Source organism: Streptococcus nakanonensis, from assembly GCF_059738785.1.
Window position 1 is genome coordinate 1106079 of the sequence record NZ_AP027139.1, and the last position, 14883, is coordinate 1120961.

The following is a 14883-nucleotide window of genomic DNA, read 5'->3' on the forward strand; positions in this document are numbered from 1 at the left end:
CCTAATAGTAAACACTATTTTTTATTCTCAAAAATTGAACTTCTAAAATCACCGGTTTGGTCAAGATAAGCTTTAAAGATCGCTTTTTTCAGTTTAAGAACTCTACTATATTCAGGATAAATATTTACACGTTCATCCTCTGCATCAGCTTTGACAGCAGCAGTTATCATACTTTGAAGCTCTTCTATATTTTTTATTGTCACTCTATCTTTTCTGAACCAATTTCCATTTGGGTTATCGAAGCTAATGCTCATTAATTTATTAAATTTAGCTTTTCGCTCTTCATACATTGCTTTTTTAAAGTCTACCCAAGATGAGTAACTATTATTAAATATTTTTTGAAGTACTAACTCATCAGTTACATTACCAACTTCCTTACCATATGACTTAATCACTTTACCTTTAGCTTTCGCTTCTTCTGCGTATTGATTAGAAATATATGGTACCATTCCATCTTTAAATCCTTTTGCAGCTAACAATTCAAACGCCATACGACGTCCCATTAAATCACCCGGCGTTCCTTCATTATTACTTAAAGCTGAATATATTGGTGAAAATAGTTTAATTGTATAATAGCCATTTCGTTTAAAGGTATTATCATTGTCATTTTCATATCCTCTTCTTGTAATAACATCATTTTCAATTAGACTATTAAATGTCGTTAATTTGCTAAGTTCACTTTCATTTAAGTAACGAATAGTATTAGTTGCATATACTTTACTTCCGTCTGGATCCGGTTCAAATTTATTTTCTATTTTTCTCAACAACTCATTTTTCTTAGAAATATCTAAGTTAACAACTGCATTACCTTCTAGATATTCTAGCATATAAATTACATCAAACAGATTATGCATATATTTTTGCAAGTCTTCTGCATTATTAAATCGTTTTGTAGGATCTTTTACCTGAAGTCTAGTTGGATCTTCTGATTTTTCATACTTCAATATAGAGTTAATCGTAATAGTAGGATCATCAGGATGATCAGGAGCTTGTAACAATCCTTTAGCATAAAACTCTGGTCCAAGTCCATTTCGTCTTCCATAGCCTCCAAGATAAATTTCTCGATCTGAGTTATGTGTCATTTCATGTGTATAAGTTACCGCACCATCTTTATCAAGCATACGATATGCCATATAATAGAATGCATCCCCTGTAGCGTAGGCTCCATTAGAATTATGAACAACATTATTTCCCGCTGGACCGAAGAAATGTTTTATCGCTGGATGATTAGTTTCAAAATTAGCTTCTTGTATCTTATTATCTTTATCATTTCCAAATCTAAATGCATCATAGACTAGAACACTTCTATATAATTTTTCTTTATTTTTATCATCTAATATTTTATACCAATAATCATAGTGATCTCTAAATCTAGCTGCCGCTTCTTTAGCTTTTGTCTCAACATAGTCATTTAAATTAGTTCCTGCTGGATGTTCTTTACTTCTATATCTATCATAAGTCCCAAATCCTATAGTCGAAATGTTCGCAATCATAAACACCGATTTTTCAGGTAATGTTAATAGCGGCAAGACCATACTTGGGTATTTCCAAGATGGGCTAGTTAATCTATCATATACTCCAATTGAATATGGACTACCAGCTATTGATTGCTTATCACTTACCTCTTTAATTGTAGATTTTTCTTCTACTATATAAGCTTTAGTTTGTTCTTTAAACCACTCATTATTTGTTTTATCTGGTACAAAAGCTTTTCTATATTTTTCTAATGCATCAAATAAATTATTAGTTTTATAATTTTTCGCTAATAAAACGTTATAAGTTATAACATTATTTTTCGCTAGTAAATTATTATATCCAGATTTACCTAATTCGATAACATTATCTAACGCTGAACTATTTGATTTACCGAAGAAATCCAAGTGGTACATGACTAAATCTTTCGCTTTTGTTTCACCATATTTGAAATTATACCAACGCTCTAAGTATGTTAATCCTAGAAGTAGAGCTTCTTTATTATTTTTAATTTTTTCGATTACATAATTATCTATTATCTTATTATTATTTTCAGCTATTGCAGCATCTGAAGTAAGAAGTTTTGTCAAACTATCTTTCAAATTAGTTTTTGTGGTATTGAATTGTTCTTCTAAATATAACTCCGTTAAACTAACATCCTTAGAAACATCTAATACTTTTCTAATTGCCTCTGATTTATATTCTACACTATTTAATGCTGGTAAAACTTCTCCTAAAATATTATTATAATTGCGAAGTAATGTATTCGGTGTGTAAATTAAATTTGTACCGCCTATTCTATACTCTGCTACACTTGAAAAATCACTTTGATATTCTATATTTTTTGTCTCTGATGTATTGTCCGCGTAATATAGTAACAGTTTATTTATACTTTCTTTGTTTTTGTTAATATCACTAATTACTTCATTATCTTTCATAGGAACTACTGACAATAATTCCTTATTATAAAGGTTACTACTTGCCTCTACTAAATTTCCGTACTTAACTATTGTTTCTCTATTATAGAATGGTAATAGTTTTTCTATATTTTTATATACTTTTTCTTTTGATGAATCAGCATTCTCAAGACTTCTATAGTCAGTTACATATCTAGAAGAGAAGTTAAAATCTTCTGTTTTAGTAGTATTTTTAGATACAAAAGCAGCTTTTTTCTCTCTAATTTGTGCGTCTTCTAATACTTCTCCTCTTTGAACATCAGAATCCTTAGTTAAGATTTCATCATCTTCTTGTACTACGTTTACAACCTTATTATTTTTGTTGCTATACACATGATTTGCTTTCATGTTAGTGAAATCTTTTCCAGTTATAGCATTACCGTTTGTAACATTAACGTCGCTTAGTACATTAGAAAGTCGACCAGATTTTTCTAATCCTCCAGCTGGATCCCAAAGATTACCAACTACTCCACCAACGTTTGCAAAACGTTGCACATTATTAAGATTTCCTTCAGCATAACTATTACTAATTAGTGCACTATCTTCTACTGCACCAACAATTCCACCAATAGATTGATCCCCTTTAGTTGCGTTTGATGCTAAATCAATTGATGCGAACGACTTATCTATTAATCCCCTCGAACCAGAAAGTTTACCTACTAAACCTCCGATTTGATAACTAGCAACTGTTTTATATGTATTAGTTATTCTACCTGTATAGCTACTGTTAGAAATAGTAGAATTATTAACTTGTGATACTAATCCTCCAATTCCATGTTCCCCAGCTATTGCTCCATCAGCATGAACATTATCAATATGGGTATTGCTATTCGCTTCTTTTGCAAGTGTTGCAGCATCTTCTTTTGCTGAAATATTGACATCTTTTAGTGAAAGTTTTTCTACTGTAGCACCATTTAATCCTCCAAATAATGGTTTTTTCAAATTATAAATAGCGTAATATTTCTCATTATTTGTTCCTACTAATGTTCCATGGAATACATTATTCACATAACTTTCTTGACCATCTGGAAGTTCAACTTCACGAGCATCCATAGTTGCACCTAAACGGAATGTGCCATTAGGATTGCTATTCATTGCATCTACTAAATTTTTAAATGATGTATAGACACCAGTTTCACTTTGCTGAGTTTTTGGTAAATAGTAAGTATAATTTTCTAGTACATTATTATTTTCATGATGTATCAGATTATTTGCACTCGCTACTATCTTATAAACATCTCTATTATCTTTAGTATCATTAGTAATGCTTGTAACTGGTAGCATCACATCTTTAAAGTTCTCTGATTTAACTTTCATAAAGTAATTTTCTGCATTACTTGGTAAAGAAGCAAGTGAAGTTACATGTCGATACTTATTACCATCTTTTGAATATAGTTCTACAGAAGATATATTTCTAAGTTCTAATTTCTTAATAACTTCTTTTTCATCTTTAGCGTCATCTTTTTTCTCATCTTTATGACGATAAAGTTTATCGTATACTGGGGTAATTTCATTACCTGCTATAATGCTCTTAATCCAAGCTAATTGTGTAGGAGATAAAATCAATCCGCCTGAGCGATTTTGTGCTCCATTTTGGTGGACACCAATGACTTCACCATTAGCATTAAATATTCCTCCACCACTCATACCAGGATTTCCACCTTGATATTGAACACCGTAGGTGTTATTCGCGTATTCTTGTTCCATTTCTACCGTAGCATCTTTTAAGTGCGTATATTTCCCAGCTGGATATCCATGAACATTTAGTTTGTCATTAAGATTTACTTTAGTATAATTTTTAACTAATTCTACATGTTCTCTGCCAGTTGTTTCAGGTAGCTTAATCACTGCTAAATCATAGATAAATCCTTTTGGATAATCTTTTTTATTATAAAAATGAATATTGTTAGCAGTAAATGTTCCTTTTTGTCCATCAGGAGTCACCCACTCATATACGTTTTTAGATTTATCACCTCTAAATTCGCCCGTAGTATTATCAGTAGAATTATTAATGAAATTATGTGCTACTGTTAAAAGTACATTTGGTGCAATAAAAGTAGCTGATCCTACTCCAGTAACCTTCGACGAATCTGTAATAAAGTTCATATTAATTAATGCACTAGATTTTTTCTGAATACTCATTTCTTCTGGTGTATTAGTATTTTCATTATTTGGTTTAGTATCTTCTGCACTAGGTTGTTCGATTTTACCAGTATATTCTTTCGGTGCTTCTACTTTCTCTGGCTCGACTATCGCTCCGGCTTGTACTCCTGTGTACTCTCTTGGTGCTTCGACTTTTTCTGGTTCTACTATTGCTCCAGCTTGTATACCCGTATATTCTCTCGGAGCTTCCGCTTTTTCTGGTTCTACTATCGCTCCGGCTTGTACTCCTGTGTACTCTCTTGGTGCTTCGACTTTTTCTGGTTCTACTATTGCTCCTGCCTGTGGACCTGTGTACTCTCTTGGTGCTTCGACTTTTTCTGGTTCTACTATTGCTCCAGCTTGTACTCCAGCATATTCAGGTTCAACTTTTTCAGGTTCAACTATCGCTCCGGCCTGAACTCCTGTATATTCAGGTAGCGGTGCTATCTGCTCTGGCTCGACTATCGCTCCAGACTGTGGACCTGTGTATTCTGGTAGTGGTGCTACCTGTTCAGGTACGCCTTTATCGCTTACTACAGCTTCGGGTAACGCTGGTTGGATTGCCGGTTCACCTTTATCTGTTACGACTGCCTCTGGTAGTTCAGGCTGAATTGCGGGTTCAACAATAGCTCCAGACTGTACGTCCTTATATTCTGCACCAGTCTCAGGTTGTTCCTTTATAATTTGAGCTTTTTTAGTACCTTTTTCAACTATTCTTGAAACAGGCGCAGTAGTTGAAGTTGAAACAATTTCTCGCGAAACTTCTTCCTTGTTTACAGAGAATATTCTGATGACTTCAATTTTCTTACCTAATGTACCTTCTTGTTTGACTCTTACAGTTCCTTCAGCTAAATCAGGATTTTCTTGAATTTCTTCTTGAAAATCTATTTTTGTCTCTATAGTTTCATCACGATATAAGAGTTCAGGTTTGTTCAATTGACCTGATAAAACTTCATCCTGTGGATTTAATGTATTTACCCCAGTCTTTTCTTTTGGAGAAACCTTCTCGTCTTTCTTCGTTTCTAGATTCTTATGTTCTGCTAATTGTGATTGAGAATTTGAAGATTGTTTCTCTTCTTTTGTTGGATCGGTTAATTCTGTAGAGAGAGGTTTTTCAACTACTTGAACTTCTGTCGGCTTAGTTGAAGAAACAGGTGTTTGTTCCTGAATATCTTGTACTTTGGGATGGTCTACAAAATTCGGTGTAACACTATAATCCACCTTTTGTTGTTTTGTAGGAGTGGCTGCTGATTTTTCTTGATTATTTACTTTAGACTCAGAAGTTATGTTTCCCTCTTTGATATATCCAACATATCTGTAACCTGAAATATCTTTAGGAAGAGGTAATTTTTCTTCAGAGGTCAATTCATAGTCCGTATTGTAATTCAGTAAAAGATTATTTTCTAAAGCATGAGCTGAAATTAGGACACCATTTCCTATTCCTGCAACCAATACTAAATGTAATACCGTTTTATTCTTGACCTTTTTCTTAGAGACAGCAAAAATTAAAATCCCCAGAGCAGCTAAGCTAGCACCAGCAACTAGGGCTTGCATCTCATTCTTGCTTCCAGTATTTGGCAATTCTCCCAGTTGATTTTGAGAATTTAATTTATAAACAAGATAATAAGTTTCATCATCATTCTCCACGTATGTCGGAATATCATAAACGAGCTGATTCTTTTCTTCTGATGATAGCTCTGAATCTGTTACATATTTATAGTGAACACCTTTAGTCTCTTGAGCATCCACAGATGAACTAGCTAATACAGACATAAAAAATAAACTTGAAATCGTTGCAGATACAAGTCCTACTGATAATTTTCTAAATGAAAAACGTTCTTGTTTTTCACCAAAATACTTTTCCATGATTCCTCCTTGAAATACAATTTATAAATGTTACAAAGACCTTTATTATATTAGTGTATTATATATAAAAAAGGCAGTATACCTTAATTATACTCTTTATTTACCGAAAAGTCTTAAAATTTAGTAGCGTTTTCATACTTTGTTTTATATATAAAATACCAAGCAGTAGTTTTGCAACTTCCTATTATTTTTTTGGGTAAAATTACACCTACCATGAAATTTCCACAGTAGGTGTTACTCATATCAATAATCGTTCTAAAAATGGTTTGAGGCAATTGAGGAGAATTCCTTCTATCCAGCTTTCCTGTGCTGAGGAGAGATGATCTGCCTGTAGGCTTTCTTTTAGAAAATCGCGGACTTGTTCTGGTGAGATTTCAAACTCAAAGGCTTTCATTTTATAGAAAAAGTCGAGCAGATGATCTGACAGATATTCAGTTGAAAAGGGAACTTCTCCACTTTTTCGATATTCTAATAAGAGGCGAGCAAATCGAGCTTTTTCTTCAGGAAGTTCACGAAAGTAAGAATTGAGGAGCCAGGTCTGCTTCTGTTTTCTTTCAATTGGATCTTGACTGGCAATTCGTTGATCTTTTTCCAGCTCTTTTTGGTATTGTTTGGCCTTGATAGCCCGTTCTGTCCGATTTTTACCAAAAAGAATTTTCTCCCACTTGCGTTCTTCTTGAGTCAGGGTCTCTGTAAAGCCAAAGTAATCTTGATAAGCACGCTCTGCTGGGCCCATAGCTAGAACCAGATTGTCTGCATATTGCTTGGCGATTTTATCCCTCTTCTTGCGCTCTTTCTCTGCCTGAATACGGAGTTCTTGTTCGTAGTCAATTTTCTCCTTACCTAGCTTGACAAGGTAGAGTTGGTCATCTGGTTTTCCAAGTAAAAAGGGTTTGATACACTTTTCAAGAACTTCTTCCATCCGAGCCTTCTTCTTGGGCTCTGCCTTGGTCCAACTTCCTCCTTGAAAGACTTCTAGGAAGAGATGGTAGTCTTTCTCAGGTGAGAACTGATTTCCACGATTGGGTTTAAAAACACCTTTTTCCCAGAGCCATTTTAGAAGTCGCTCGTCAAAGTCACTTTTATTGACCTTGATTTTTTCCCTTTTCTGGATTTTTCTGGTCAGATTTTCAACCTTTCTGAGTAGTTTTTCTTCCTCTTCCAGTTGCTGGTCAAGGGTCAATCGATGAAAATGACGAACACAGTCGCTACCTATCGGAAAGAGGCGTTGGCCTGTGACACCGTTAAAGAGTTCATAAGCGTATTTGATGGTATTTCCACAGACACAATTGCTACGGCCGATACCGTTAAAAATCAAGGAAACTTCATTCCATTCCTTGGTAGCTTGTTCCCAAGTATCCGCTTTTGAAGCCTGTAAAACCGCATCATGCAGGGATTTTCTAACTGGAAGTGTCATGAGGTCTCCTTTCTAAATTATACTTTTACAACTTGAACCTCATCTTTACCTAGTAAAATCAAGTATTTCTCAATATTTTCAATCGAATAGGCTCGAGATAAAGCCTCTCCGTATAGGGCTAACTGACCACGATAACGGTCTATGAGTTGACTTGGTTCATCATAGCGGTCTGTCTTATAGTCGAACAGAACAATTCTGTCCTCATAAAGCAGATAGCCATCAAGAATACCACGGACAACAAAGTCTTCCTGACTATTTTGGTCTCGTTTGAGCATGGAAAAAGGTTGCTCACGATAAAGATGGTTGGTATTAGCGATAATTTCCTGACCGAGCGCTGTGTCAAAGAATGCAAGAATTTTAGCAAGCTTGATCTTGTCTCTGACAGCTGGTCTGGTTTGAACTTGTTTGAGAGTTTCTGTCAGGCTAGCAAGCGTTGGTCGTTGGCTGAGATCCATTCTCTGCATGAGTTCGTGGGTAGCACTACCAATCTCAGCTCCAGTTACCTTTTCTTTGGTTGAAAAATCTGGCAAATTAAAGCTAATTTTCTTGTCTACTGACTGGCCTTGACCAGCAATTTCGACACCTTCCATATCCATAACTGGTTCGTAGAATTTCTTGATTTGACTTGGAGTTTGAACACTAGGAAGTTCAATGGCTGCACGGTGAAGAGTATTATAAACTTCCACTTCTTTCAGCATTTCAAGAGCTTCTTTAATGGTTTCTGACTGACGATTGTCTGCTTGGGAGCTATCTTGGAGAGGGCTTTTGTTTTCCAACTCTCCGATAGATTCTCTAGTCAGCTGATTTTCACCAACGAAACGATAACTAAAGTTGAGAGTGTCCTTAGAAAATACTTTGCTGATAGCCCAGATCCAATCTTGAAAATTCTTGGCTTGAAGTCTAGTGTTGCTATTTAGTTTCCCATTTTTAGCTGCTGGGTATTCCTTGGCTTCCAGCTTTTCACGAGAACCCTTGCCGACAAGATAGAGCTTTTTCTCAGCCCGCGTCATGGCAACATACAGCAGACGCATCTGTTCTGAATAGCTTGCCAGCTGCAATTCTTCTTCATTCTGCCTATAGGTCAGGCTAGGAATGGAGAGTTTGATGGTTTTAGGATAGTGATCTTCCACTGCTCCTGTCTCCATTTTGGCAATATATTTGACACCAAGTCCATTTTTACGGCTGAGAATGACCTCTGACATAGAGTCTTGCTTGTTGAAATCTTGATCCATATTGAGGATAAAGACGTAAGGAAACTCCAGCCCTTTACTCTTGTGGATGGTCATGAGCTCTACTGCATCTTTTGGCGGTGCGACGGCCACGCTTGCAAGATCGTGCTGGGCTTCTAAAACTTGGTCAATCATACGAATAAAACGTGATAAACCCTTGAAATTGCTCTTTTCAAATTGATCAGCACGCAGTGCTAGGGCATAGAGATTGGCCTGTCTAGCAGGACCATTTGGCAAGGCTCCAACATAGTCATAATAAAAACGGTCGTTGTAAATCTTCCAAATCAGGTCATAGAGGGAGTGGGTTTTGGCATACAGGCGCCAAGAAGCCAAGATTTCTATGAATTGCTTTAGTTTCTCAGCTAACTCTGTGTGAATCAAGCCTTTTTGACTACTTGCCATTTTTTGTGCATTGACCAGTTTCTCATAGAGATTTTCGTGGACTTTATCCTCTGCTTTCTGAAGAGATAAACGTGCTAACTCGTCCTCGTCAAATCCAAACATTGGAGACTTCATAATAGCAACCAAGGCATAGTCTTGTAGGGGATTGTGAATGACACGAAGGGTGTCCAGCATGACTTGCACTTCTAGGGATTGGAGATAATTGTTTTGCTCTCCGTCAGTTTTGACAGGAATTCCGTACTCAGACAGGGCGAGTAGAATCTGGTCATTACGACTGCGACTGGAGGTCAGAAGGGCGATTTCTTTAAAGGCAACACCTTGTTCCTTATGGAGTTTAAGAATCTCCTTGATGACCAGCCGCATTTCGCCTGTTAGTTTCGTTTCTGCCTGCCCCTCTTCTTCCTCACCTGTATCGTCCTTGTCGTAGAGGAGAAATTCTGCCTTGTTGTCTGGATTGGGAGTCAGTTTGGTATTGGCAAAAACAAGCTGGTGCATGTTATCATAGTTGATTTCGCCGACCTCTTGGTCCATGAGACGTTCAAAGACATCATTGGTTGCTGACAGCACTTCTGAACTACTACGGAAATTTTCTTTAAGCAAAATCAACTTGCCTTCGTGTGGATTTTGAGCATAGCGTTGAAATTTTTCATTGAAAATCTGCGGGTCTGCCTGACGGAAACGGTAGATAGATTGCTTGATATCCCCCACCATAAAGCGATTGTGGCCATTAGACAGCAATTCCAGCATCCGTTCTTGAATGTGATTGGTATCCTGATACTCATCGACCATGACTTCGTGGAAACGCTCCTGATAAGCCTCACGGACTTGCGAGAAATTCTCTAAAATCTCGATAGTGTAATGGCTTATATCAGCGAATTCAAAGGCATTTTCCTGTCGTTTTCTCTGACGATAAGCCTCTACAAAATCGCTCATGAAAGATTGGAAGGTTTTAGCTAGTTTCCAAGTGTCTCCATGATAACGTTCTTGATAGTCGAGAATCGCTATCTGGTCTGATAATTGTCCTAGCCTAGCAAACTGGGTCTTTCTCTCTTCGTTGTAGGCATCAGCCAGGGGCTTCAAATCAGCCTTACGGCTGGCATTAGTCAGAGCTCGACCGTTTTTCTCCTTAGAGATGGCGACAACACGCGCAAGCACTGCCTGATAAGCCTGACTATCGGACTCCTGATTTAGGGAGCCAATTTCATCCAGAATTAACTGAACATTTTCTAAATAGGCAGCCTTTGCAAATTCTTTGGCATCATTATCTAGATGATAACGGAAGAAACTTTCCAAGTCCCAAAGGGCTTGTTTGATTTGTTCAGTTAGTTTTTCTTTTTCACTGCTAAAATCAGCTTTTTCAAAGCCTTTGAGGAAAGATTCACTCAGCCACTTTAGAGGATTACTGGTGGATTGGAGGAAGTCATAAATTTTATAGACTTGCTGGCGCAGCCCCCGTTCATCCTTACCACGCCCAGCAAAGTTTTTCAGCAAATGACTAAAGGTATCTTTCTGTTTACCTTGGTAATGGGCTTCAAAGACCTCATGAAAGACTTCGTTTTTTAGAAGAAGTTGCTCGCTCTGGTTTTGTAAAATCCTGAAATTAGGCGCAATATCAAGCAGATAGCCATGTTTGCCAAGGAACTTTTGTGTGAAGGAATCCATGGTTCCGATGGCTGCGTTGGGTAAGTCTGCCAACTGGCGTCCCAAGTGTTGTTTGAGGTCGACATCATCGCTTTCTTGGACTTGCAGGCTGATTTTTTTCTCCAAGCGTTCTTTGAGTTCAGTCGCAGCCTTAACGGTAAAGGTTGAGATAAAGAGTTGAGAAATTTCGACACCACGCGCTAATTGGTCCAGAATACGCTCTGCCATAACAAAGGTTTTCCCAGAACCAGCCGACGCTGAGACCAGGATATTTTGACCAGAAGTATAGATAGCTTCGATTTGCTCGGCAGTTTTCTTTTGTTCCTTGCTCGAATTCGCTTCTGCTTCTTGCAATTTTTGAATTTCCTTCTCAGTTAAAAAGGGAATAGGCTTCATCGATTCAACTCCTCTCTTATTTTTTCAAACCAAGCTTGCTTGAGTTTTTCTCCGACAAGACGCTTGCCGTCAGTCAAGTCCAACTTTTCTAGAAAACGGGCTTGGCCCAAGTGGTAATTGGCTTCAAATCCTGTGATGGCTTGATGTTGCTGAACATACGGTGCAATACTTCTGCCATTTTCAGTATAAGGGTTAATGGCGAACTGACCTTCTAAAATTTTCTCAGCTGCTTTCTTGTAAAGATGGGCATTGTAGTCCAGTAGGATCTGAAATTCCTCATCCGTCAGCTGATTGGCCTTATTTTTATTGTAAAATTCACCCAAATGACTGCTTTCTTTTTCTAAAAAGAGTCCTTGGTATTTCATAGACTTGCTGGCTTCTACTACTGCACCTGCCAGACTTTTAACGGCCATCAGAGATTGAACAGGTTCAGCCATTTCCAAGTACATAGCGCCGAAAAAGTTCTGCTCCCCTTCTCTTTTTAAGGCAGCTAGATAGGTTGGCAGTTGGGAATTGAGCCCATTAAAGAAATGAGGAAACTGGAACTGGGTCAGACTAGACTTGTAGTCTACTACTCCTATCGCTCCATCAGCTTTCAAACGGTCAATGCGGTCAACCTTACCTCGTACAAAGACACTGCGCCCACTGTCCAATTGAATAAAGGCCTGCTCTTTTTCACCGAAATTCGCTTCCTCTTTGATGGTTTCGATGACTGGATTCTGTCGGAGAATATATCCAGTCGTCCGTGCAACATCAAGTAGAACCTCCTTGGTAAACTGAGCTTCCAAACTTTCTTGATAAATGGCTTCAAATTCGCGTTCTTGACTGGTTTCTTGGATAGCTTGTTCTAGACGTTTGTCAAAGGAATCTTCGTTAGGCAACTGCAGGGCACGTTCAAAAATGCGGTGCAAGAAATTTCCGTGACTGCGAGCATCAGGACGCAGGCGTAATTCTTCTTGCAAGCCTAAAACGTAGCGGAGGAAATAACTGTATTGGTTTCGGTAAAACTCCGTCAAACCAGATGTAGACAGATAAAACTCCTGATCAGCAGGATAGAGAGCTTGTAAGGTGTCCTTAGCCAACTGCTTACTGCTTGGACTGGTTGGGAGGGCTGGATTTTCCAGACCTTGCTGGTCTAGTTTTTTACCCATGACACGCGCCAGAACCTTAACAAAGGTCAAATCTTGCTCAGTCTCACTCATCTCGCCCTGCTGATGATAGGCAACCAGACTAGACAAAAGACTATGGTATGACCCCATATCCTCCTTAGACAGCCCCTTGTGATTCATCCTCTTCTCTTTCCGACTAAATCCAAAATGGACCAGTTCTTGAAGATAGGCTGACTCCTTACTTTCACTTTCGTTAAAAAGGCTTGGAGCTGACAAGATTAACTCTTTACGAGCAGAATTGACCAAAGAAAGCATAGTATAGCGATTTTTCTTGAGGTTTTCACTGCTGGCAATCAGCAATTGACTCCCCTCTTCTGTCGCTTGGTTTAGGTTTTGCCTTTCTTCATCTGTCAAAAGACTAGTGTTTTGCGCAATTTTTGGTAAATTGTCCTGAGTCAGCCCAATGGCATAGACAAAGTCAGCAGTCAGTGGTGCAATCAAATCGTAACTCTGCACCAGAACGGTGTCCACTGTTGCTGGAATGGTACGGTACTGAGATAGGCTCATTCCAGAATGGAGCAAGGCTAGGAAGTCCTCTAGACTAACCTGTGAACCAGCAAAAACAGTCGCAAATTGTTCTAAAACATGGCAGAATGCCTTCCAAACTTCGTCCTGTCTTCCCTGTTCAAGAATTTCCATAGTGGCTGTCAAATCTTGTAACTGCTTGGTCACAGCTCCTTCTTTTAGAAAAGAGTTCCACTTTTGCAAGAGATTTTCAGCCTTTTGTTTTCGACTGGCAAAGAGGGTTTCAAGAGGTGTTAAAATACGCAGACGAAGAGCATTTAAACGTTCCAGATTAAATTTTCCATGGTGGGATTTGGTAAAGATTTGCTGAAAGGCTGGCAAGCCATTGATACCAAGATAACGGATATATTGCTCAAAAGCATCAATATCAGCCTGACTAAGGTCGGTATACAAACCTGTTCTAAGAAGGTTTATCAAATCCTCCTGACGGAAACGATAGCGTTTCAAAGCTAAAATAGACTCGACAAACTGTGTCAAGGGATGATGAGCCATGGATTCGCTTCTACCAAGATAGAAAGGAATCTGATACTGGTCAAAAATGGTTTTGAGAGATAACTGATAAGAAGCTACATCCCCCAAGAGAATACGAAAATGCTTGTAACTCAGGTCTGGATTGGCATGTAATTTCTGACGAATGCTACGGGCTACTAGCTCCAACTCCTCCTTTTGCGTCAAGCAAGACCAGATTTGTAAGTTTTCACGGTCTTTCTCATCGACATCTAATGTTAATTCTGAAAAGTCATAAGAAGATTCCAGCAAACGAGAGGCCTTGTCAAAGCTATCCATCTGCTCATGCGTTTGAGAACAATCCTGGGCAGGTGTTTGGTATTTAGAAGCTAGATGATGGAGAAACTCCACACTGGCTTGATAAAGATTGCCTTCAGCGAATGGACTGGTATAGGCTTTCTTACTAGCATAAGCCCCAATGACAATCTCAACACCCTTGCCGTGAAGTAGGTCCACAATCCGCTCTTCCTCAGCAGAAAAACGAGTAAATCCATCAATAACCAAGGCGATTTGAGTAAAATCACTACTAACTTTGTCATTCACAATAGCCTCAATCAAGTGGGATAACTGACTTCCTTGAGCCAACTGGCCTTGATTGAGATAAGCCGTTACTTTCTCAAAAATCAAGAGTAAATCAGATCGCTTGTCCTCATCCGTCAAACTCTCCAAGTCTAAAAAGTTCATCTGAGCCTTGGTCATCTCGTGATAAAGATCAATCAACTGCTGGATAAATTGAGGGTCCTGCTTGATAGCACCATAAACACGTAAGTCCTTAGGATCAAGTTCGGCAATGCATTTGTAAAAAGCCATCCCAAGACCAATATCATCAAGACTGGTCTTGGCAGGCAAATCGTTCAAAACCAGATAACGAGCCATCTGAGCAAAGCGCGTGACGGTAATCGCAAAAGAAGCCTGCTGGGACAAGCATTCCAGCACGGCGCGTTCTTTTTCAAAAGAAAGAGAGTTAGGAGCGATATAGAAGACTCGCTTGCCAGCAGCAACTAACTCCTCCGCCTCTCTGGTTAGAATTTCTGTCAAAGAAGTCCGAATATCAGTATAAAGTAATTTCATCTCAGCCTCGTTGGAATTTTTCATTACCTTTTATTATACCATTATTAGCCTCGTAAATCTGTTAAAATATTTAGGCCATCCTTTCTTTT

General features: G+C 38.2%; 4 protein-coding genes. All 4 read right to left on the reverse strand.

Features of this window, described 5'->3' with window-relative positions; translation table 11 throughout:
• Positions 1 to 14 precede the first annotated feature (14 nt).
• On the reverse strand, positions 15 to 6437 hold the full coding sequence (gene zmpA, locus AC6I9F_RS05385) for a zinc metalloprotease A (RefSeq protein ID WP_498020917.1): 6423 nt from the start codon (positions 6435 to 6437) through the stop codon (positions 15 to 17).
• Positions 6438 to 6675: 238 nt separating this feature from the next.
• On the reverse strand, positions 6676 to 7854 hold the full coding sequence (locus tag AC6I9F_RS05390) for a hypothetical protein (RefSeq protein ID WP_498020919.1): 1179 nt from the start codon (positions 7852 to 7854) through the stop codon (positions 6676 to 6678).
• Positions 7855 to 7871: 17 nt separating this feature from the next.
• Entirely contained in the window at positions 7872 to 11522 is a 3651-nt protein-coding gene (addA, locus tag AC6I9F_RS05395; RefSeq protein ID WP_498020921.1) for a helicase-exonuclease AddAB subunit AddA, read from the reverse strand.
• A complete protein-coding gene (gene rexB, locus AC6I9F_RS05400) occupies positions 11519 to 14794 on the reverse strand; it encodes an ATP-dependent nuclease subunit B (RefSeq protein ID WP_498020923.1) in 3276 nt (1091 codons plus the stop codon). The genes addA and rexB overlap by 4 nt, the downstream gene beginning before the upstream one ends.
• Positions 14795 to 14883: the final 89 nt, after the last annotated feature.